Source organism: Shimia sp. NS0008-38b (assembly GCF_040370365.1).
GTDB lineage: Bacteria > Pseudomonadota > Alphaproteobacteria > Rhodobacterales > Rhodobacteraceae > Shimia.
The window spans coordinates 78,115-95,953 of sequence record NZ_BAABWQ010000001.1 but is presented as its reverse complement, the minus strand read 5'-3'; the positions used below and the strand labels follow the sequence as shown (position 1 = coordinate 95,953).

Genomic DNA, 17,839 nt, shown 5'->3' with positions numbered 1-17,839 from the left:
TCTTTGGTTTGGGTATGGTTTACTTCTGACCAATCAGCTGCTCGATGCCAGCAATGATGGACGCCACTGATGAGATATCAAAATCGCTTTTCTCAGGCTCGTTGGCGTTAAATGGTATTGTAATATCAAAGGCTTCTTCGATGGCAAAAATGCTCTCGACAAGCCCAAGGCTGTCTATGCCCAGATCCTCTAGGGTGCTCTCCATCGCGATATCTGATGGGTCCAAAACCGCTTGTTCTGCGATGATGGCTATGACGTTTTCTTTAACACTCATGTTTTCCTCTCCCGCACTGCAGGCTGTGTTAGGACTTCAAGCCTAACTTCGAAACAGTTTTTTGAAGATCGGCGAATTGCTTGGCCAATCGAGGCAACCGCCGCAGGGATTTATACATTTCGAGATTGGTGTCCATCTTGACCGCAGGGTACCCAAGCACAACTTGGCCTGCGGGCACTTTGCTCAGGACTTTTGAGGCGCCACCACATATAACGTTGTCGCCCACAACCGTGTTGTCAGAGACGCCGACTTGCCCCCCCATCACCACGTTGTTGCCAATGCGCGTGGAGCCCGCAATACCGACTTGGCCAGCCAAAAGACAATCGTTGCCGATCACGACGTTGTGGGCAATGTGCACTAAGTTGTCGATTTTGCATCCATTGCCAATACAGGTGTCACGTACGGTGCCATAGTCGACACAGGTGTTTGCGCCGATCTCCACGTCGTCCCCTATGGTCACCGCCCCAAGAGAATGGATACGCGCCCAAGCTTGCTGGGTCACCTCGCCTTGGTCACCCAAGCTGGCGCGGGCTTTTTCCACACCGCTGGCCTCTGGTGTGACAAAAGACATGCCGTCGGAGCCGATTCGCGCGCCCGGTTGAGCCCAAAACCGCGCCCCGATGGTCACACGTGCGCCAATGGAAACGTGATCACGCAGCATAGCGCGCGCGCCCAAAGTGCTATCTGCCCCGATATGACAGTGTGGTCCAATCACCGAGCCTTCGCCGATCTGCGCGTTGGCGCCAATAACCGTGAACGGCCCGATAGAGACATCTGCGCCCAAAACCGCACTTGCATCAATCACTGCCGTCGGATGAATACCCATCTCAAAGCCCTGGCCCGGATCCACCATTTTGGACAGCGCAGCCATCGCATAGCGACCACGCGTGGCGGTGATCGCCGCCTCCAGCCCCATGGATTGCCAGTCAGCACCCTCCCAAAGCAACGCAACACGCGCCTGTCCCTGAGACAGCCCATCAGCAAATTTCGGGTTGGTCAAAAGCGCCAGCTCATCCGGACCAGCCAACGCCGGCTCTGCAACGCGATTGACAGTCAGACCTGTGTTGCCATGTGCAGTTGCGTCAATCGCCTCTGCAATCTGCTGAACAGTGAACGACATGCGTGGTCCTCCGGATGATCTCGGAGGCGTGTTTATCCTTGATGGGAAGTTAAGGCCACCCCTTCATTTGCCAGAGCTTTCCAGATCTTAGCGTCACGACCATAGATATCGCGACGATATTGAACCGGCCCTTTGGCTTCGGTGTAAGCGGTGCGGTAAATGATGTGTACAGGAATGTTCGTCACCAGATCCACACGGGTTTCGCGGCCGGTTTTCAGCTTAGACTGAAAGAACGCTTTGGGGTTGTCTTCCTGAACCGCCAGCAATGCATAGGCGAAATCGAACGGGTCCTGCAGGCGGATGCAACCATGGCTGTAAGCGCGGACTTCGCGTTTAAACAGGGCCTTTTGTGGTGTGTCATGCAGGTAAATGTTGTGCCGATTTGGGAACATGAACTTCACCAGACCCAAAGCGTTGCGATTGCCAGGCGCCTGTTTCATGTCGAAGGGAAAGTTGCGCGTGGTAAACTGTGAAAAATCTACGGCAGAGCGATCTACGGTTTGTCCACGACCATTCACCAAACGCAGATAGCTGACCGCGTTTGGGTTGTTCTTCAGCATCGGCAGATATTCTTTGGTCGCAATGGAGCGCGGCACATTCCAGGTCGGATTGATGACCATATGCTCCATTACATCCGAAAATTCAGGGCTGCGGCGATCTGATTGGTTTTTTCCAACCACAGACCGTGTGCGGAAGGTCAGCTTTCCGTCATCCAGAATTTTGGCCGTGAAATCGGTCAGATTCACGAGAACTTCGCGGCCAATGGCGTCTCGGGTCAACCAACGTTCACGTTCCATCGCAACCATGATCGATTTCAAACGGGTTTCAGCGGAGACATTGATTTCTGTGATGGTTCCTTTGCCTGCCACTCCATCACTTTCCAGCCCGTGCGCGATTTGGAAGGCCTGAACCGCTTTCTCAACATCCCGATCATAGGACGCTGTAGCCGACCGCGACATGAAACCCATGCGCATCATACGGTTGCGTAAAGCCACGACGGCGTCACCTTTGTCACCTGGTTCCAACTTGGTTACCGGCACCGTTGACCCCCAGCCACCTTGCGAAACCAAACGCTGAAGGCGCATTTTTTCCTTCATCAAACGAGTGTATTCAGGTGTTTGCGGCGCAAGGGAGCGCAAGAACGCCTTTGGCTCTGCATTCTCGACGAAACTCGCGAGCAATTCGGTGCGGTCGCGGCGCTCAATCTTACGCACAATACCATCATCAATGCGGCTTGGTACAAGCATGCCCGATGTCAAATCTCGGGCATATGTCAAATAGGCTTTGCTAAGCGCCACTTCGACCAATCCAAGGTCGCGCGCGCTCTTGGCTGTGGCCATCTGTGACACCAGAGCATCAACATCATACCGCGCGGCGGGCAGCGCGTGATCTTCGACGTTGGCCAAAGCATTGATCAAAGCCTTACGACGCGCCACGTACCCTTCGCCCTGCCCTGTCCAAACCGGGGTATAGGCAGCTTCTCTATAGAATTGCGCCAGCGCATCATCACGCGCAGCAGACTCGGCAACAGCCTGTTTGAAAGCCGGAAAGGCTTGGGCTGCGGTTGCGAGCAGCCACATAAGAGAGATTAAGGCACCGAGTTGGCCAAAAGACTTGCGCGCGCGCACAGGTAACAACATGAGATACTTCCAAAATCAGGACTAATTTTCACTAGAGTTCTCCCTAGCTGCTTGCCTGTCCAATCACAAGTTCTCGAACAAGGTGTTGAAATCAGCACCTGTTGCATCGATATCGCGCCTTAATTCGCCCACACGGTAAACAATCTGTTCACCTATTCAGCAAAATTTCGCCGAAATTTGATGCTTCCCTAGGTCAAGGGGGAAAAGAACCCTTGGTGTAAATTTCCTTGTGTGTCATAAAATCCGCACATCTGAGGGGATGAGGATGAACATTACCGCGTAACATCGCGGTGGCAGGTTAGCGACGGGACAGGCGCTGAAACAATGAACGAACCGAAAGACGGCTCTTTGAGCATGACCAGACGCAGCCTACTCGGCGCGTTCGCAGCAACAGCACTTGTTGCAGCTCCAAGCTACTCCAAAGCGGCAGGTTTCCTGCGTGGCGGTGGCGATATCCGCCGCATCAAAATGTATTCTGGCCGTACCGGCGAGCGCATTGACACTATCTATTGGGTGGAAGGCAAATACATCAAAGACGCGGTCAAAGAGGTCAATGCGTTTATGCGCGACTGGCGTACCAACTCTGTGATCGACATTGATATTCGGACAATCGACATTATGGCGGCGGCCCACAATCTTATGGATGCTGATGAGCCGTACATGTTGTTGTCTGGCTATCGCAGCCCAGCCACAAATGCCATGTTGCGTTCGCGCTCACGTGGTGTGGCCAAGAACTCGCTACATATGAAGGGTCAGGCAGCTGACCTTCGTTTGGGATCTCGGTCTGTGCATCAGATGGCCAAAGCCGCCGCCGCGTGTCGCGCGGGAGGTGTTGGCCGTTACTCTGGTTCCAACTTTGTGCATATGGACTGTGGCCCGGTCAGGACTTGGGGGCGCTAAAAGCCCAGGGTCAGAATATGAAACAGGCGCTCGGAGATGGGCGCCTTTTTTTTATTTGGAGCGCTTGGAGGGCTGTTGTGTTGCGGTCTGAGTCACAAGCCCTTCTCCCACAATCAGATCATATTTTACCCGCACCGAACTCAGCTCTTTGTAAAAGCCCAACAACAATCGCCAAGGGCTGTTGATTTTTTCCAAAGCCGAAATGGATGCCACCACGGTGCCGATGTCACTGCGTCCATGCATCATCAAGAGCCCGCCAATAAGCAGAATACCAACAAGCCCTGCTCCACTGAGCAAGTTCATCAGGAATTTCATCGACAGTTTGAGTTTGAAGATGCCTGTTCGGGTTTCATATATCTCGTCGAAATCGGCGAGCACATCTTGGGATATCTGCGCAGCGTCTGAAAGCGATTGATCAGAGACCGCGCCGGTGGCACGTCGCAACACCAAAGTACGAGATTTGACGCGCGTGTTGACCTTCTCCTGCAGTACAAGAACAATCAAAGCCTGCGGCAATACAATGGCCACCAAAAATGCACCCAAATACGGCTGTGTCGCAGCAACAAAGCTAACAACAGACACAAGCGTGCCGATTTGCAGCAACGGGTTGGCGACCGCCTGCCCCACAAACCGACCGACCTCTTCGGCTTCCGCTGACAGAATGGTTGCCACCGTGCCACTGGACTCTGACTTGATGGGTAGCCCCTTGTCTGCACCAAAGCGGGCCTCATACACCGCCGCTCGGATACGTCGGATGGTCGCCTCGCCTAACACAGAACTGCGGTAATTCAGCAGAAATTTGAACAGGTTGGTGACAGCAATAACTGCGAAATACCCGGCACACATTGACAGAAGGACATTGACGTCAAGATCTGGACCAATGCTGTTGATGATGTCTTTCTGAAACTGCAGTGGCACAGCGGCCAATGCAGCCACGACAAGCGACAAAACGATGAGTAGAACCTGCACCCGTCCCGTGACTTGCCAGATGCGTTTGTAAAATTTGAACATGTGAGGTCCTAGAACGGGGAATGAAATCCTGACTGCATCCCAAAGAACCACTCCCCGAGGGGCGAGTCTAGCTTTGGTAACGCCAACCACCACGACGCTCAGCCAATTCGATCTCACCCGGCAATAGTGTGCCCAGTTTCACCCTTCCAGCAGCACTCGAGGTTGATTTTGGAGGGCTCTGCGTCGGCACGTCTGATGAAACCGACTCCGTTTCCGGCTTTGGAACTGGCTCCTCAAGGACCGATGCGGCAGTGGCGGTGGGCATGTTACGTGCCGTTCGCAACCGCGAGATGCCGACGTAGGCTGCGATGGCCAAGAGACCGGACACAGCAATGTTCCAACCAAAACCAAATGTGCTCAAAACGAAAATCAAACCAGCCGTCGCCGCGGCAGCCATAGGTCTATTGATGTGTCCTGACATATGTCCTCTCCCCAAAACGTCGGGTCTTTGGACCCCACCTGAGCCAAAGCACATATAAAAAGCCTGTATTGCGGAATTGGCCTTTGGTCGTATTGCGGCACGCAAATGCTCACCAGACCGGCGAAGTCTTAGATAAGATTCGACGATCAAGCAGTTGATAACATGCGGATTGTGGTGCCCAAGGAGAGACTCGAACTCTCACGATATTGCTATCGGGGGATTTTGAATCCCCTGCGTCTACCATTCCGCCACTTGGGCCACGGGAGTGATTTATATAAGCTTTCAGCGAAGGTCCAGACACAAAACGCAACTTCTTTGATGAGAAAGAATCGACCGATGTCGGCGCGTACACGGATTATTTGCTTGCACTTCAAAGCCAATCGCATAGGCAGGAAAAGACTGAAATAAAGGCCCATGAGACCGCGCTATGCTGCAACGCCTGTACAACTGGACCATGCGTCTGGCAGATCATCCGAGGGCCCTTTGGGCATTGGCAATTGTCAGTTTTGTCGAGAGTTCCTTTTTTCCGATTCCGCCCGATGTCTTGATGATTCCAATGATTCTCGCAGCACCGTCACGTGCTTGGATGATTGCGCTGGTCGCACTTGGGTCCTCGGTTCTCGGCGGTCTTTTTGGGTACGCAATTGGGTATTTCGCGTTTGAGCAAATTGGCGAACCCATATTGTCTTCTCTTGGCAAAGCAGACTCGGTCGCCGAATTCTCAAGCCGTTTCAATGATTTTGGGTTTTGGGCGGTTTTGGGCGCAGGGGTGACGCCGTTTCCTTACAAGGTTATCACCATTATGTCCGGTTTCACCCATATGCCGTTGATGACCTTTATGATCACATCTGTTCTGGCACGTGGCATCCGTTTCTTTCTCGTCGCAGCACTTTTGCGCGCATTTGGGCCCCCGATCCGTGACTTCATCGAAAAACGACTGGGCCTTGTATCCACCATATTTCTGCTGCTTCTTTTTGGCGGCTTCCTGATCGTGAGCTTCTTATGACCTTGAACCGAAATACCGCATTTGCGCTACTCACCGCGTTCTCAGTGAGCATGATCCTTGGCGCTTGGGCCTTTGAATTCATTGGCGGTTTGGCACCTTGCAAGCTTTGCTACTATCAAAGGTATCCCCATTGGTTGGCCGCCGGAGCAGGAGCTTTGGCACTCGCCACTAGCACGCTTTTTCTGGCCTACGTTGCCGCCGTCGGCGCCGCGGCGTCCGGTCTTATTGGGCTGTATCATGCGGGTGTTGAGCAAAAATGGTGGGAGGGGCCGTCGACCTGCACAAGCGGTGACGTTTCAAACATGAGCTCTGATGATCTGTTCAACCAGATCATGGCCGCGCCTATTGTGCGCTGTGATGATATCCCGTGGCAGATGTTTGGCTTATCGATGGCAAGCTACAACGCCATTTTATCATTGGCAGCGGCAGCGCTCTGGATCTATGCAATCAAACGCCTGACCTAAGGCGCCAGTCTATCCGGACTTTCGGGTGGACAGCAGCAAATTTGTCTCGCTGGTGGCAACCCCATCAAGACGTCGGATTTGCGCCAGCACATCATCCAATTCCGCAAGCGTTTGGGTGCCCAATTCCAAAATAAGATCCCAACGGCCGTTGGTGCTGTGGATCGCACGGACAGCGGTAAAACCGGTTAAATGGCGAATAATGCGGTCTGTTCCTCTTCCCTCAATACCGATAAGCATCAGACCACGCACAGGATCGCTCTTCACATCATCCTGTAGGACAACGGTAAACCCCACAATGTCTCCGCGTTGACGCAGTCGTTCAATACGACCCCGAACGGTGGTTCTGGACACGCCAAGCAGCAAGGCAAGATCAGAAAGAGATGCTCGCGCATCATTTCGCAAAGCAGAAATCAGCTTACGATCCACATCATCCATTTCGGAGAACTCCATTTCCATATTGGTAAAATTGCGCCCGTTATGCGCAAAATGTTGGGTGTATTTCAACCCAATTCGGAAACATCTTTTGCCTCAATGACAATGATGGAAACACACATGACGCAAAAAACCTGTATTTTGGTGGGTGCACCTGTGGACAGTGGTAAACGTCGACGCGGGTGTTTGATGGGACCAGATGCGCTGCGCACGGCGGGACTTGGTCAGAGTCTGAGAGACCTCGGACACGCAGTGACAGACTTTGGGAATGTGCAACCTACCCCGTTTGAGCCTGATTCAGAGGGCCAAACACTTCACGCATTGAACGAAACGATCGCATGGACCAAAGCGCTGTGCGATACAGCTCAGTCGACCTCTGAGGCTGGCTTTCCTATCTTTATGGGTGGTGATCATAGCCTGTCCGCCGGCACAGTCAGCGGCGTCGCCAACTACGCGGCCAAAGTTGGACGCAAATTGTTTGTTCTATGGCTTGATGCCCATACGGATTTTCACACGCCAGACAGCACAGACAGTGGCAATTTGCACGGCACACCGGTGGCCTATGTCGTTGGCAAAGACGGGTTTGAGGGTTTTCCCGCTGTACGGAACACCGTACCAGAAGAAAACATATGTATGATCGGCCTTCGGTCTGTGGATGCGGCTGAGCGGGCAACGCTCCAAACCACACAAATCCGCCGTCACGATATGCGTGAGATCGACGAAAATGGCATTGCAAAGCCTTTGGCGGCATTCCTAAAGGACGTGGCCGCGCAAAACGGATTGTTACATGTTTCGCTGGATGTGGATTTTCTCGATCCCTCCGAAGCACCCGCCGTCGGCACCACAGTCCCGGGTGGCGCCACCGTACGCGAAGCACATTTGGTCATGGAGATGTTGCACGACAGTGGGCTGGTAACATCTATGGATCTGGTGGAATTGAACCCATTTCTGGACGAGCGCGGGCGCACTGCAAAGCTGATCGTCGATCTAGCAGCTTCGGCATTAGGGCGTCGTGTTTTTGACCGTACGACAAGAAGTTTTACATAATAATCAGATGAGTAAATGGCAAAGTTCAATAGAATTTTGCCACAGCTACTGCCGATTGAAGGATCAATCTAATGACACAACCCTCCGACAAAGCGCTGGTTCCATTTGTTTCTGTCGACAACATGATGCGTCTTGTGCATCACGTTGGTGTTGAGCAAATGTTGGTAGATCTTGCCACATACGTTGAAGAAGATTTTCGGCGTTGGGAGATGTTTGACAAGACCCCCCGCGTGGCAAGTCATTCAGACGTCGGTGTTATTGAACTTATGCCAACATCGGACGGTGAGGCTTACGGGTTCAAATATGTCAATGGACACCCAAAGAACACCGCAGAAGGCCTGCAAACCGTCACAGCCTTTGGTCTGCTAGCGGACGTGTATACCGGCTACCCCGTGTTGCTGACAGAAATGACTATTTTGACGGCCTTGCGCACAGCCGCCACATCAGCCGTGGCCGCGAAAGTCTTGGCGCCTAAAGGGGCCGACACAATGGCAATGATCGGCAACGGAGCGCAATCTGAGTTTCAGTCGCTGGCCATGAAGGCCATCGTTGGTGTGAAATCTATCCGCCTCTATGACAAAGACCCTGCAGCGACAGCGAAATGCGCCGCCAATCTGAAGCACAGCGGGTTAAATGTCGTGCGGTGTTCCTCCCCTGAAGAGGCCATCGAAGGCGCACAAATTCTGACGACGTGTACAGCAGACAAGCAAAACGCAACGATCCTCAGCGACAACATGGTCGGTGCAGGCGTGCACATCAACGCAATTGGTGGGGATTGCCCAGGGAAAACAGAATTGGCCAAAGGCATATTGGATCGGTCCGACGTGTTTGTGGAGTTTCCGCCGCAAACGCGCATTGAGGGCGAGATTCAGCAGATGCCGGAAGATTTTGAAGTTACGGAGCTCTGGCAGGTGATCACAGGGGCAAAACCCGGGCGACGCGATGCGCGCCAAACGACATTATTTGACAGCGTCGGATTTGCCATCGAGGACTTTTCAGCTCTGCGATACGTGCGCGACAAGGTGGCTCAAACACCATTCCACGAAGATCTGGATATGTTGGCAGATCCTGACGACCCGCGCGATCTGTTTGGCATGTTACAGCGCGCAAAGACCTAGAGGGGTGTCATTCAGACGATGCATCTTCGCGCCGTAACACAAAGGTATGAATAGAGAAAACCACAGCCTGAGATTTCGGAAGACGTACGACACTTTGCCTCTCAGATCGTAGAAACGGACGATGTGTTCCCGGATCTCGGGCTGGGAGATGTGGTGTTGCTTCGGATCGAGGGGCAAAGAGGCAAGGGTCATCGTACCAGAGCGCGTTTTTACGCCAGAGAGGCCGCCCCGGGCGCACGCCATCAAACAAACGCTGCACACGCTTGGCAATGTTTTCGTCATACTCAGACACCGGCGCATGGATACGCAACAAGGGTTTTTGAAATTTCTCCGAGAGCGTCCAGCCTGCGGGGAAACACAATACGGCACCTGACAGCACGTGCTCGTCTCCTTGTTTTTGCAGCAGGCACATATCCTCTTGAACAAGTTGCCCCACGGTTTGCATTGGATCGTCCCAGATCAGTGTGACGCGATGCCCGTCCGGGCAGGTCACATGGCGCTCTGACACGTCAAACTCCTCCCGCATTGCAAGCTGTTCCAGCACCAGAGAGAGCAACTCTTGTGCGGCAGGCAGCGCTTGAGGCGCCACTTGCAGAACGTCTTGGCGTCTATTGGCCAGCAACCGACGCCGCAACGCCATTTGCGGCGCGTAGGCATCATCAATGATCAGCCAGTCCGACATGGCCAATGGGGCAACCCCCGGCAGCGGTGTGTTTTGCAGCGGGTCAAACGGCATATGTTTCTGAAGTATCGTATCCATACCGCAGGCGTAGCGCAGCTTCTTAGCGGGTGCACGTCAAATTCGGTTCCATACCAGCTAACGCCAGATCGCGCGCACTCACCTTGCCGTGAATACGCCAGATCGTGCTTTTACTCATGGCCACCAGATCTCACATTGGTCGGACAACGCCTGCAGGAGACCTCACATGCCCATCGAACGCATCACCTTTCCCGGCCATAGCGGCGACATGCTGTCCGCACGCCTGGATATGCCGGACGGCCCACATCTGGCGACGGCCCTGTTTGCTCATTGTTTTACCTGCTCAAAGGACATTCCAGCGGCACGGCGGATCGCTGCGCGGCTGGCAACGATGGGCATTGCCGTGCTGCGCTTTGACTTTACAGGGCTTGGGCACAGCGAGGGAGAGTTCTCCAACACACATTTCTCTTCCAATGTGGCCGATTTGGAAGCCGCAGCTGACTATCTGGCCTCACGGGGTATGGCACCAGCGCTGCTGATCGGTCACAGTTTGGGCGGCGCTGCGGTACTGAAGGCTGCAACACGTATTGTGTCATCAAAAGCAGTTGTCACGGTGGGTGCACCTTACGAACCTGACCATGTCAGCCATCAATTTGGTGACGCCATCAGCAAGATCAGCGCAAATGGGCAGGCAGAAGTTTCACTGGCAGGCCGTCCCTTTACCATCAAGAAGTCCTTTCTTGAGGATGTGTCCGGGCAAAACCTAGAGCCCTGCATACGTGGTCTGAAACAAGCGTTGTTGGTTCTGCACGCCCCCAAAGATGCCACGGTTAGCATCGACAATGCAGCGCGAATCTTTGAAGCTGCGAAACATCCCAAGAGCTTTGTTACATTGGATGATGCGGATCATTTGATAAGCGAGCCTAGTGATGCAGAATATGCTGCAGAAGTTATCGCATCTTGGGCGGGACGCTACCTCTCACTGACGCCACCTGCCCCACCTCCGGGCGCGCCTGAAGGGATTGTACGTGTGTCAGAAGCTGATCCCAAAGGCTTTTTGCAAGATGTGAATGCAGGCCCCCTCCATCATGCGCTCGCCGATGAACCTTTGGCTTACGGAGGGACAAATCAGGGTATGACGCCCTATGGCTTTCTCGCCTCAGGTTTGGGGGCGTGCACGTCAATGACCATCCGGATGTATGCACGGCGTAAGGGGTGGCCACTGGACCACGTCTGGGTGGATGTGAGCCACGACAAAGTGCACGCGCGCGACGCGGAGGCTCCCGCTGGGCAGAAAGTGGACACGTTTTTGCGCACCATACATCTGCAAGGGGAGCTGACCGACGAACAGCGCCAGCGATTGCTTGAAATCGCTGATCGCTGCCCAGTTCATCAGACCTTGGAGCGTGCTTCTGTTGTGACGACACATCTGTCAGAAGCCGTGGTCGAAGGCGCGACCTAGCGGCGCGGAGACGGTCGTGCCGCCGGACGCGGAGCTGGCCGGGGCGCCGGACGGGCCACGGGAGGACGTGGTGCAATTGGATGCACCGGCCTCTCAGGGCGCTCAATCGGATGCTCAGGCTTTGGGGGCCGGTCTGGATGTGGTGGACGAGGTCGATAGTAATCGTTCCACATCATGGAGTCGTAGTACACGCCGGTGCTGTAATACCCTGACCCGGTGCCTTCACAGCCGGCCAGTGTGAAACCCGCCACTAGAATGCCGGACACCAACTTAAGAGAGCGCATATTTTTCAATAACATACCATCGACTCCTCAACGCGCTTTTATGGACTGCAAAATTGCATTAATATCTGCGACCGCGTTTGGGTCATAGCCCTTTTCCAATACCGTCAGGCCGACCACAACACGGCTGTTTTGCATATCCAAAAGCATCACCGTGAAATTTACAGCCCGCCCGTCACGCCGACCGGTGCCCTCAATCACGTGAGCTGGATATCCGGAAATTCGGCGATCTTTGCTGCTGGTGATTTCTGTTGTTTTGGCCAACTGGCCGCCTAGGCTGCGCGCATAGTCTTTCGCGTCTTGCAGCGTGTGAAAACGAGGGGGAGAGATCAACCCAATCCACACTCCATGGTCTTTTTCCGGTGTCAGACCGAACACACGTTCAACCACCCGCAACTCATCCTCAGACGAAGGCGTCAGATCGCGATCACCGCCAACGCGCAGGGTCCAGAAGTCTGGAACGGTCACCTCAAAAACGCCTTTTCCTGCATCCTCATACACAGCTGTCGTGCCAGCCGTAACTGCGGTCACAGAGGCACAAAAACAGCCCAAAGTCGCCGCGGCGCGAAGCCAGATTAGAGCTTTCATCTATTCCTCCATCAAAATCGCCCCCATTAGGGCAGCCAAATGCACATAGGTACAGCCTAAAAATGGCATTCAGCAGGTATAAACGCCTGTTGCCTTGCTGTTTCCCCCCCCACGGTCTAAACGACGCGCGACCCCACGCTAACAAAACAAGGCTTTGATATGATCCCGCGCTATGCCCGCCCCGAGATGGTCGCCGTTTGGTCACCTGAAACCAAATTCCGCATCTGGTACGAGATCGAGGCGCATGCCTGTGACGCAATGGCTAAACTGGGCGTCATTCCACAAGAAAATGCGGACGCAGTGTGGAAGGCAAAAGACGTAGAATTTGACGTTGCCCGGATTGATGAGATCGAAGCGGTCACGAAACATGACGTTATCGCCTTTTTGACCCATTTGGCGGAGCATGTTGGCTCTGAAGAAGCACGGTTTGTGCATCAGGGCATGACATCGTCAGATGTGTTGGACACCTGCTTGAATGTACAACTTGTGCGAGCAGCAGATATTTTGCTGGCGGACATGGACAAGCTTCTAGCGGCATTAAAGAAACGTGCTTATGAGCACAAAGACACGCTGCGTGTTGGCCGCTCGCATGGCATCCATGCAGAGCCGACCACTATGGGTTTGACCTTTGCGCGCTTCTACGCCGAAATGGATCGCAACAAAGCACGTTTGGTTCAGGCACGTGAGGAGATCGCAACTGGTGCTGTTTCTGGTGCGGTGGGCACGTTTGCCAACATCGACCCCGCAGTTGAAGAGCACGTGTGTGAACAGCTTGGCCTAAGCCCAGAACCAATTTCCACACAGGTGATCCCGCGCGATCGGCACGCCATGTTCTTTGCCACTTTGGGAGTCATCGCCTCCTCAATCGAAAACGTTGCGGTGGAAATTCGCCATATGCAGCGCACCGAGGTGCTAGAAGGTGCCGAGTTTTTCTCGATGGGCCAAAAAGGCTCTTCTGCAATGCCACACAAAAAGAACCCGGTTCTGACTGAAAACCTGACAGGTTTGGCTCGGCTGGTGCGCATGACCGTGATCCCAGCTATGGAGAACGTGGCTTTGTGGCACGAGCGCGACATTTCACACTCCTCTGTAGAGCGCGGCATTGGTCCAGACGCCACAGTGACGCTGGATTTTGCACTGAACCGTTTGGCAGGTGTGATCGATAAGATGTTGATCTTCCCCGACAACATGCTCGACAACATGAACAAGTTCCCCGGTCTGGTAATGTCTCAGCGCGTTCTGTTGGCACTGACACAGGCTGGTGTGTCACGCGAAGATGCATACGCCATGGTTCAGCGCAACGCGTTGAAAGTCTGGGAGGAGCGCGTCGACTTCCAAGAGCAACTTTTGGCGGACGCCGATGTGGTTACAGCGCTTGGGGTAGATGGGATCAACGAAAAGTTCGACATGGGTTATCATACCAAGCATGTGGACACGATTTTTTCTCGTGTTTTCAAAGACTAAAAGCTGACCCGATAGAATTAAATTCAGGGGCGTGGCATGATGCTGCGCCCTTGTTGCATTTCTGACAACTGTGTGATTTCTGCATCCAGAAGCTGCGTGTTACCGTATCTCTAAATATGTATTTTTGAGCGTTGGGAGAACACCATGTCATTTTCTAAGATAGCTTTGAGCGTTTGTGTGGCCACAGGACTCGCCGGGTCGGTTTTTGCCGCTGGCAGTGACTCCGATACCAAGCCCAAGACCGTTGTTTGTAGCGATGGTAAAGTCTTTAGCGAGAGCAAAGGCAAATGTGTGGCGCAACAGGACAGTTCGCTGACTGACGACGACTATTTTGACACGATGCGCAGCCTTGCTTACGCGGGCCAAAACGAGTCCGCTCAGACGCTGCTGAGCTTGTTGGAAGACCAATCATCAGACAGAGCTCTCACTTATTGGGGCTTTACACATAGACGTTTGGGCAACGTGGATACGGGCATGGCTTACTATGGCAAAGCCTTGGCGCAGAACCCCGACAACCTCTTGGCACGGTCCTACATGGGCCAGGCGCACGTAGAAGCCGGGCGGCTCGATCTCGCGCGGATTCAACTGAAGGAAATCAGGGATCGTGGTGGCGACGGCAGCTGGTCTGAAACCTCTTTGGCGAAAGCCATTCAGACCGGTCAAACATTCAACTACTGACGATTTTGTTCAGGGTTTCTTTAGGCTTGAGTGATTGATTGCACTCAAGATCTATGGAGACCCTGATGAGCAGCATGATTCCTATGGCACCCTTGGGCGGCGCTGGCGACTTGACCAGTTTTGGCGGCATGCGCAAAACCAATCTCACCCGTCCACAGAAGGCAGCCATCATTGTGCGGTTCCTGCTGAATGAAGGCGCGGAGCTGGCGCTGGCGGAGCTGTCAGACGGGCACCAAGCTGACCTGACCTATATGATGGGCGACATGGGGTATATTGACCGCGAGACTTTGAGCGATGTGCTCATGGAGTTTGCGCAAGAACTCGAGTCAATCGGTTTGTCCTTCCCCAACGGGATCTCCGGTGCGCTCAGCGTGCTGCAAGGCCAGATCAGCCCGTTAACCGAGGCCCGGCTCCGCAAAGAAGCCGGCGTGCGGATGATCGGCAATCCATGGGCGCGGATCAAAGAGCAATCTGTACCAGAATTGATCACCATGATTGACGGCGAAAGCATCGAAGTCTCGGCCGTGTTGATTTCCAAACTTCCGGTGGAAAAAGCCGCGATGGTGTTGGCCAAATTGCCCGGTGACAAAGCGCGGCGGATCACTTTTGCGATGTCCATGACGGAATCCATCACCCCCGAAGCTGTCGACAGAATTGGCCTGACTTTGGCCTGCCAATTGGAGGATCAACCACCCAAAGCCTTCAAGCAGGGTCCCGAAGATCGTTTGGGCGCGATTTTGAACAACGCGACCACGGCTACGCGCGACGAAGTGCTCGAATCTCTGGACGAAAAAGATGCGGAATTTGCGGGTGCAGTACGCCGTCGAATCTTCACTTACGCGCATATTGCAACACGAGTGAAGCCGCTTGATGTTCCACGCCTTGTCAAAGACTTGGAAGACGACATCCTAATCACTGCCATGGCTTTCGCAACCGCCGGAGACTTTGGCCTTTCGACTGAATTCATCCTGTCCAACATGTCAGGCCGCATGGCAGATCAGTTGCGCGAAGGGATCACCGAGCGCGGCACAGTGAAAACCAAAGAGGCCGAGGCGGCCATGTCAGAAATCACCAAATCCATCCGCGAGTTGGTGGATATGGGAGAAATCAAACTGGTCAGCGACGAGGATGAAGACGACGAGTAGCCACATCCACGTCCCGTAGAACGAATACCTATTTTTTAGGGCAAACGCGCTGCAGCTTCGATGGGGCCCCCGTTTTCACGTTGAATGAGCACCACAACCGGTGTCTCGCCGGCTGCTCGGACGGCCATTGAAAGCTCCGACTTACCATTCCAAGCTTTCACCATTTCCCAATCATCAACGATGTTGGCGTAGGTCAAGACACGCCCTGCATTCTCGCCGCGTTTGATCGCCACTTTTTCAGCAGATCGATACCGAACGACATGCACTTGCAGAGGCGCTGTAACTTCAGAAGTTGCGCGAATTTTTACGCGATTTCCGCTACGTTCGATCTGTAGGTCCACGGACCGCGGCGCCGATTTATGGGCCGCAATCAAACGCTCTACTTTATCCGGATGGGCACCAACCACATGATCTTGGCCATTCACAATCATCTGCGGGGTGTAGACCGAACGATGCCCGGCAGCATGTGCGTACCGATGCTGCCGTTGCGTGTACTGAGGGCTGGCGAACTCGTCTTTCCAACCAATGTAGTCCCAATAGTCTACGTGCAAGGCCAGCGCGATAACATCATCTCTCATAGAAAGCTGTCGATAAAAGTAGTCATCTGCCGGTGGACAGGAAGAACATCCTTGTGATGTGTAAAGTTCAACCACAACCGGAGCCTCTTCAGCCCCTAAAACAGAAGCCACGCTCAGCCAGAGTGTCGCCAAAACGCCAGTCGCTCGGATCATGATTGTGTCCATTTCATCGTATCTATCCCCGCCCCTTTCTAAGCTGAGAATAGGTGACATGCCAATCAAGGTTTCGCGAGATGAAAGTGAGGGACCTGCGACCCAAACGACCATACGCCAAACTGGTCAACGCAGGTCAAAAGGCACGGTGGACAATGATCGCCAGACCTTGTGCAATGAGGACTATTTTGGGCGCCGAAGACAAAAATGCGATGGTCACAAAAAGATGTGGCGGCAGATACGTTCATTTGCGCCAAAGCGCCAATTGCACAATGCCCCAGTTACGCATATGCGTCTGGCAAAACGCACATAACAAGGTCTTGATTTATGACTGATACCAAACGCATCGTCCTGTCCAGCGACCACGCCGCCATCGCCTTGCGTCAAGCGGTCGCCGCCCATATCACAGCCAATGGATATGAGGTGATCGACATCGGCCCGATCACACCTGAAAGTACCCACTATCCGATCCACGGCAAAGCGGCTGCGGCGCGGGTGGCGTCTGGTGACTGCGATTTGGGAATTGTCTTATGCGGAACGGGTCAGGGCATCATGATGGCCGCCAATAAGGTCACCGGCATCCGGTGCGGTGTGTGCTCAGACACGTTCTCTGCCAGCATGATCCGTGCGCACAATAACGCCAACATGCTATCGATTGGCGCGCGCGTGGTTGGAGAAGGACTGGCACTGGAAATTGTGGATGCGTTCTTGCGCACAGAATTTGAGGGCGGGAGGCATGCAACCCGTGCCGACATGATAGAAGACTAATTCTAAGCGTTTTGCAGCACGCCTTAGGTTACCCAAACCAGAGGCGTGTTGCCCTACTTCAAAGCTTCTAAAGCAGGTCGTAGCCGTCCTTCGATTTCGCGTTCCGTCACAGGGCCGGCAATCCTCAAAACAACGTTGCCCTGCCCGTCAATCAGATAGGTTTCCGGCACGCCATATACCCCCCAATTGAGCGCCATGCGCCCGGCATCATCCGCCCCAACAGCGGTATAGGGGTCTCCAAGCTCCTCCAAAAACCTGAGAGCATTGCCAGCAGGATCTTTGTAGTTGATTCCCAAAATGCTGAGCCCTTCGCTTTGCAATTGGGTCAAATTTGGGTGCTCTACGCGGCAAGGCCCGCACCAACTTGCCCAGAAGTTCACCAGCACCGGTGCGCCTGTCTGCAAAGCGTCCTTGTTCCAGAGAACTTTGTTTCCCAAGGCTGTAAGTTGTACATCAGGTGCGGGTTGCCCCACCAACGCACTTGGCAGCTCATTTGGGTTCTCACGTTGCATGCCCCACAAGAACATCAGTGCAAGCCCCACAAACAAAACTGGGGGCAACAACATCAGCGGCGATATTCGGCCTTTGC

At 53.8% G+C, this 17,839-nt stretch carries 21 protein-coding genes and 1 tRNA gene; 10 read left to right on the top strand and 12 right to left on the bottom strand.

The window, feature by feature from the left end:
• Positions 1–19: 19 nt before the first annotated feature.
• Genes ABWV47_RS00495 through ABWV47_RS00485 form a run of 3 tightly spaced genes read right to left on the bottom strand, consistent with a single transcriptional unit; the run spans position 20 to position 3,034 of the window.
• Positions 20–274, bottom strand: a complete 255-nt coding sequence (locus ABWV47_RS00495) for an acyl carrier protein (protein WP_353307870.1) — start codon at positions 272–274, stop codon at positions 20–22.
• Between the two features lie 28 nt (positions 275–302).
• Positions 303–1,394, bottom strand: coding sequence for a UDP-3-O-(3-hydroxymyristoyl)glucosamine N-acyltransferase (gene lpxD / locus ABWV47_RS00490; RefSeq protein WP_353307869.1), 1,092 nt, complete (start codon positions 1,392–1,394; stop codon positions 303–305).
• Between the two features lie 32 nt (positions 1,395–1,426).
• Entirely contained in the window at positions 1,427–3,034 is a 1,608-nt protein-coding gene (locus ABWV47_RS00485; protein ID WP_353307868.1) for a L,D-transpeptidase family protein, read from the bottom strand.
• A gap of 324 nt (positions 3,035–3,358) precedes the next feature.
• Here ABWV47_RS00485 and mepK point away from each other — a divergent pair, with 324 nt between their 5' ends.
• A complete protein-coding gene (gene mepK / locus ABWV47_RS00480; RefSeq protein ID WP_353307867.1) occupies positions 3,359–3,934 on the top strand; it encodes a peptidoglycan L,D-endopeptidase MepK in 576 nt (191 codons plus the stop codon).
• Between the two features lie 51 nt (positions 3,935–3,985).
• On the opposite strand, the gene ABWV47_RS00475 is transcribed toward mepK, so the two are convergent.
• The 3 genes from ABWV47_RS00475 to ABWV47_RS00465 form a co-directional block, all read right to left on the bottom strand.
• A complete protein-coding gene (locus ABWV47_RS00475; RefSeq protein WP_353307866.1) occupies positions 3,986–4,945 on the bottom strand; it encodes an ABC transporter transmembrane domain-containing protein in 960 nt (319 codons plus the stop codon).
• 67 nt (positions 4,946–5,012) lie between these two features.
• Positions 5,013–5,366: a hypothetical protein gene (locus tag ABWV47_RS00470; RefSeq protein WP_353307865.1), complete on the bottom strand. Its 354-nt coding sequence runs from the start codon at positions 5,364–5,366 to the stop codon at positions 5,013–5,015.
• A gap of 172 nt (positions 5,367–5,538) precedes the next feature.
• A tRNA-Leu gene (locus tag ABWV47_RS00465) sits at positions 5,539–5,624 on the bottom strand.
• Positions 5,625–5,793: 169 nt separating this feature from the next.
• Here ABWV47_RS00465 and ABWV47_RS00460 point away from each other — a divergent pair.
• The gene (locus tag ABWV47_RS00460; protein ID WP_353307864.1) at positions 5,794–6,372 is read left to right on the top strand and encodes a YqaA family protein; all 579 of its coding nucleotides are present in this window, start codon (positions 5,794–5,796) and stop codon (positions 6,370–6,372) included.
• Entirely contained in the window at positions 6,369–6,836 is a 468-nt protein-coding gene (locus tag ABWV47_RS00455; protein WP_353307863.1) for a disulfide bond formation protein B, read from the top strand. Before ABWV47_RS00460 ends, ABWV47_RS00455 begins: the two co-directional genes overlap by 4 nt.
• 9 nt (positions 6,837–6,845) lie before the next feature.
• Here ABWV47_RS00455 and ABWV47_RS00450 read toward each other — a convergent pair whose 3' ends face one another.
• Positions 6,846–7,271, bottom strand: coding sequence for an Lrp/AsnC family transcriptional regulator (locus ABWV47_RS00450; protein ID WP_353309516.1), 426 nt, complete (start codon positions 7,269–7,271; stop codon positions 6,846–6,848).
• A gap of 117 nt (positions 7,272–7,388) precedes the next feature.
• Here ABWV47_RS00450 and rocF point away from each other — a divergent pair, with 117 nt between their 5' ends.
• Complete coding sequence (rocF, locus tag ABWV47_RS00445; protein WP_353307862.1) at positions 7,389–8,315, top strand: arginase; 927 nt, start codon at positions 7,389–7,391, stop codon at positions 8,313–8,315.
• Positions 8,316–8,386: 71 nt separating this feature from the next.
• Entirely contained in the window at positions 8,387–9,433 is a 1,047-nt protein-coding gene (ocd, locus tag ABWV47_RS00440; RefSeq protein WP_353307861.1) for an ornithine cyclodeaminase, read from the top strand.
• A 7-nt stretch (positions 9,434–9,440) separates the two neighbouring features.
• Here the strand turns inward: ocd and ABWV47_RS00435 are convergent, their stop codons facing one another.
• Positions 9,441–10,193, bottom strand: a complete 753-nt coding sequence (locus ABWV47_RS00435) for a heme-dependent oxidative N-demethylase family protein (protein WP_353307860.1) — start codon at positions 10,191–10,193, stop codon at positions 9,441–9,443.
• 166 nt (positions 10,194–10,359) lie between these two features.
• Between ABWV47_RS00435 and ABWV47_RS00430 the strand changes: the two genes are divergently transcribed.
• Positions 10,360–11,595, top strand: coding sequence for a bifunctional alpha/beta hydrolase/OsmC family protein (locus ABWV47_RS00430; protein ID WP_353307859.1), 1,236 nt, complete (start codon positions 10,360–10,362; stop codon positions 11,593–11,595).
• Here ABWV47_RS00430 and ABWV47_RS00425 read toward each other — a convergent pair.
• Entirely contained in the window at positions 11,592–11,894 is a 303-nt protein-coding gene (locus ABWV47_RS00425) for a hypothetical protein (protein WP_353307858.1), read from the bottom strand. The genes ABWV47_RS00430 and ABWV47_RS00425 overlap by 4 nt on opposite strands.
• Before the next feature lie 12 nt (positions 11,895–11,906).
• Positions 11,907–12,464: a hypothetical protein gene (locus tag ABWV47_RS00420; protein WP_353307857.1), complete on the bottom strand. Its 558-nt coding sequence runs from the start codon at positions 12,462–12,464 to the stop codon at positions 11,907–11,909.
• 159 nt (positions 12,465–12,623) lie between these two features.
• On the opposite strand from ABWV47_RS00420, the gene purB reads away from it, so the two are divergent.
• The 3 genes from purB (at position 12,624) to ABWV47_RS00405 (ending at position 15,751) form a co-directional block, all read left to right on the top strand.
• Positions 12,624–13,928 (top strand): adenylosuccinate lyase, encoded by a 1,305-nt coding sequence (gene purB / locus ABWV47_RS00415; RefSeq protein ID WP_353307856.1) that lies wholly within the window; start codon positions 12,624–12,626, stop codon positions 13,926–13,928.
• 144 nt (positions 13,929–14,072) lie between these two features.
• A complete protein-coding gene (locus ABWV47_RS00410) occupies positions 14,073–14,606 on the top strand; it encodes a tetratricopeptide repeat protein (RefSeq protein ID WP_353307855.1) in 534 nt (177 codons plus the stop codon).
• A gap of 65 nt (positions 14,607–14,671) precedes the next feature.
• Positions 14,672–15,751, top strand: a complete 1,080-nt coding sequence (locus tag ABWV47_RS00405) for a flagellar motor switch protein FliG (RefSeq protein WP_353307854.1) — start codon at positions 14,672–14,674, stop codon at positions 15,749–15,751.
• Between the two features lie 35 nt (positions 15,752–15,786).
• Here ABWV47_RS00405 and ABWV47_RS00400 read toward each other — a convergent pair whose 3' ends face one another.
• The gene (locus tag ABWV47_RS00400; RefSeq protein WP_353307853.1) at positions 15,787–16,482 is read right to left on the bottom strand and encodes a DUF1223 domain-containing protein; all 696 of its coding nucleotides are present in this window, start codon (positions 16,480–16,482) and stop codon (positions 15,787–15,789) included.
• A gap of 327 nt (positions 16,483–16,809) precedes the next feature.
• Here ABWV47_RS00400 and rpiB point away from each other — a divergent pair, with 327 nt between their 5' ends.
• Positions 16,810–17,250 (top strand): ribose 5-phosphate isomerase B, encoded by a 441-nt coding sequence (gene rpiB, locus ABWV47_RS00395; protein WP_353307851.1) that lies wholly within the window; start codon positions 16,810–16,812, stop codon positions 17,248–17,250.
• A gap of 53 nt (positions 17,251–17,303) precedes the next feature.
• Here the strand turns inward: rpiB and ABWV47_RS00390 are convergent, their stop codons facing one another.
• Positions 17,304–17,816, bottom strand: coding sequence for a DsbE family thiol:disulfide interchange protein (locus ABWV47_RS00390; RefSeq protein WP_353307849.1), 513 nt, complete (start codon positions 17,814–17,816; stop codon positions 17,304–17,306).
• Positions 17,817–17,839 lie beyond the last annotated feature (23 nt).

What these genes read in the sequence shown, in the direction of transcription:
- ABWV47_RS00495 (WP_353307870.1), bottom strand. Translation starts at nt 274, where the DNA reads ATGAGTGTTAAAGAAAACGTCATAGCCATCATCGCAGAACAAGCGGTT.
- lpxD (WP_353307869.1), bottom strand. Translation starts at nt 1,394, where the DNA reads ATGTCGTTCACTGTTCAGCAGATTGCAGAGGCGATTGACGCAACTGCA.
- ABWV47_RS00485 (WP_353307868.1), bottom strand. Translation starts at nt 3,034, where the DNA reads ATGTTGTTACCTGTGCGCGCGCGCAAGTCTTTTGGCCAACTCGGTGCC.
- mepK (WP_353307867.1), top strand. Translation starts at nt 3,359, where the DNA reads ATGAACGAACCGAAAGACGGCTCTTTGAGCATGACCAGACGCAGCCTA.
- ABWV47_RS00475 (WP_353307866.1), bottom strand. Translation starts at nt 4,945, where the DNA reads ATGTTCAAATTTTACAAACGCATCTGGCAAGTCACGGGACGGGTGCAG.
- ABWV47_RS00470 (WP_353307865.1), bottom strand. Translation starts at nt 5,366, where the DNA reads ATGTCAGGACACATCAATAGACCTATGGCTGCCGCGGCGACGGCTGGT.
- ABWV47_RS00460 (WP_353307864.1), top strand. Translation starts at nt 5,794, where the DNA reads ATGCTGCAACGCCTGTACAACTGGACCATGCGTCTGGCAGATCATCCG.
- ABWV47_RS00455 (WP_353307863.1), top strand. Translation starts at nt 6,369, where the DNA reads ATGACCTTGAACCGAAATACCGCATTTGCGCTACTCACCGCGTTCTCA.
- ABWV47_RS00450 (WP_353309516.1), bottom strand. Translation starts at nt 7,271, where the DNA reads ATGGATGATGTGGATCGTAAGCTGATTTCTGCTTTGCGAAATGATGCG.
- rocF (WP_353307862.1), top strand. Translation starts at nt 7,389, where the DNA reads ATGACGCAAAAAACCTGTATTTTGGTGGGTGCACCTGTGGACAGTGGT.
- ocd (WP_353307861.1), top strand. Translation starts at nt 8,387, where the DNA reads ATGACACAACCCTCCGACAAAGCGCTGGTTCCATTTGTTTCTGTCGAC.
- ABWV47_RS00435 (WP_353307860.1), bottom strand. Translation starts at nt 10,193, where the DNA reads ATGGATACGATACTTCAGAAACATATGCCGTTTGACCCGCTGCAAAAC.
- ABWV47_RS00430 (WP_353307859.1), top strand. Translation starts at nt 10,360, where the DNA reads ATGCCCATCGAACGCATCACCTTTCCCGGCCATAGCGGCGACATGCTG.
- ABWV47_RS00425 (WP_353307858.1), bottom strand. Translation starts at nt 11,894, where the DNA reads ATGTTATTGAAAAATATGCGCTCTCTTAAGTTGGTGTCCGGCATTCTA.
- ABWV47_RS00420 (WP_353307857.1), bottom strand. Translation starts at nt 12,464, where the DNA reads ATGAAAGCTCTAATCTGGCTTCGCGCCGCGGCGACTTTGGGCTGTTTT.
- purB (WP_353307856.1), top strand. Translation starts at nt 12,624, where the DNA reads ATGATCCCGCGCTATGCCCGCCCCGAGATGGTCGCCGTTTGGTCACCT.
- ABWV47_RS00410 (WP_353307855.1), top strand. Translation starts at nt 14,073, where the DNA reads ATGTCATTTTCTAAGATAGCTTTGAGCGTTTGTGTGGCCACAGGACTC.
- ABWV47_RS00405 (WP_353307854.1), top strand. Translation starts at nt 14,672, where the DNA reads ATGAGCAGCATGATTCCTATGGCACCCTTGGGCGGCGCTGGCGACTTG.
- ABWV47_RS00400 (WP_353307853.1), bottom strand. Translation starts at nt 16,482, where the DNA reads ATGATCCGAGCGACTGGCGTTTTGGCGACACTCTGGCTGAGCGTGGCT.
- rpiB (WP_353307851.1), top strand. Translation starts at nt 16,810, where the DNA reads ATGACTGATACCAAACGCATCGTCCTGTCCAGCGACCACGCCGCCATC.
- ABWV47_RS00390 (WP_353307849.1), bottom strand. Translation starts at nt 17,816, where the DNA reads ATGTTGTTGCCCCCAGTTTTGTTTGTGGGGCTTGCACTGATGTTCTTG.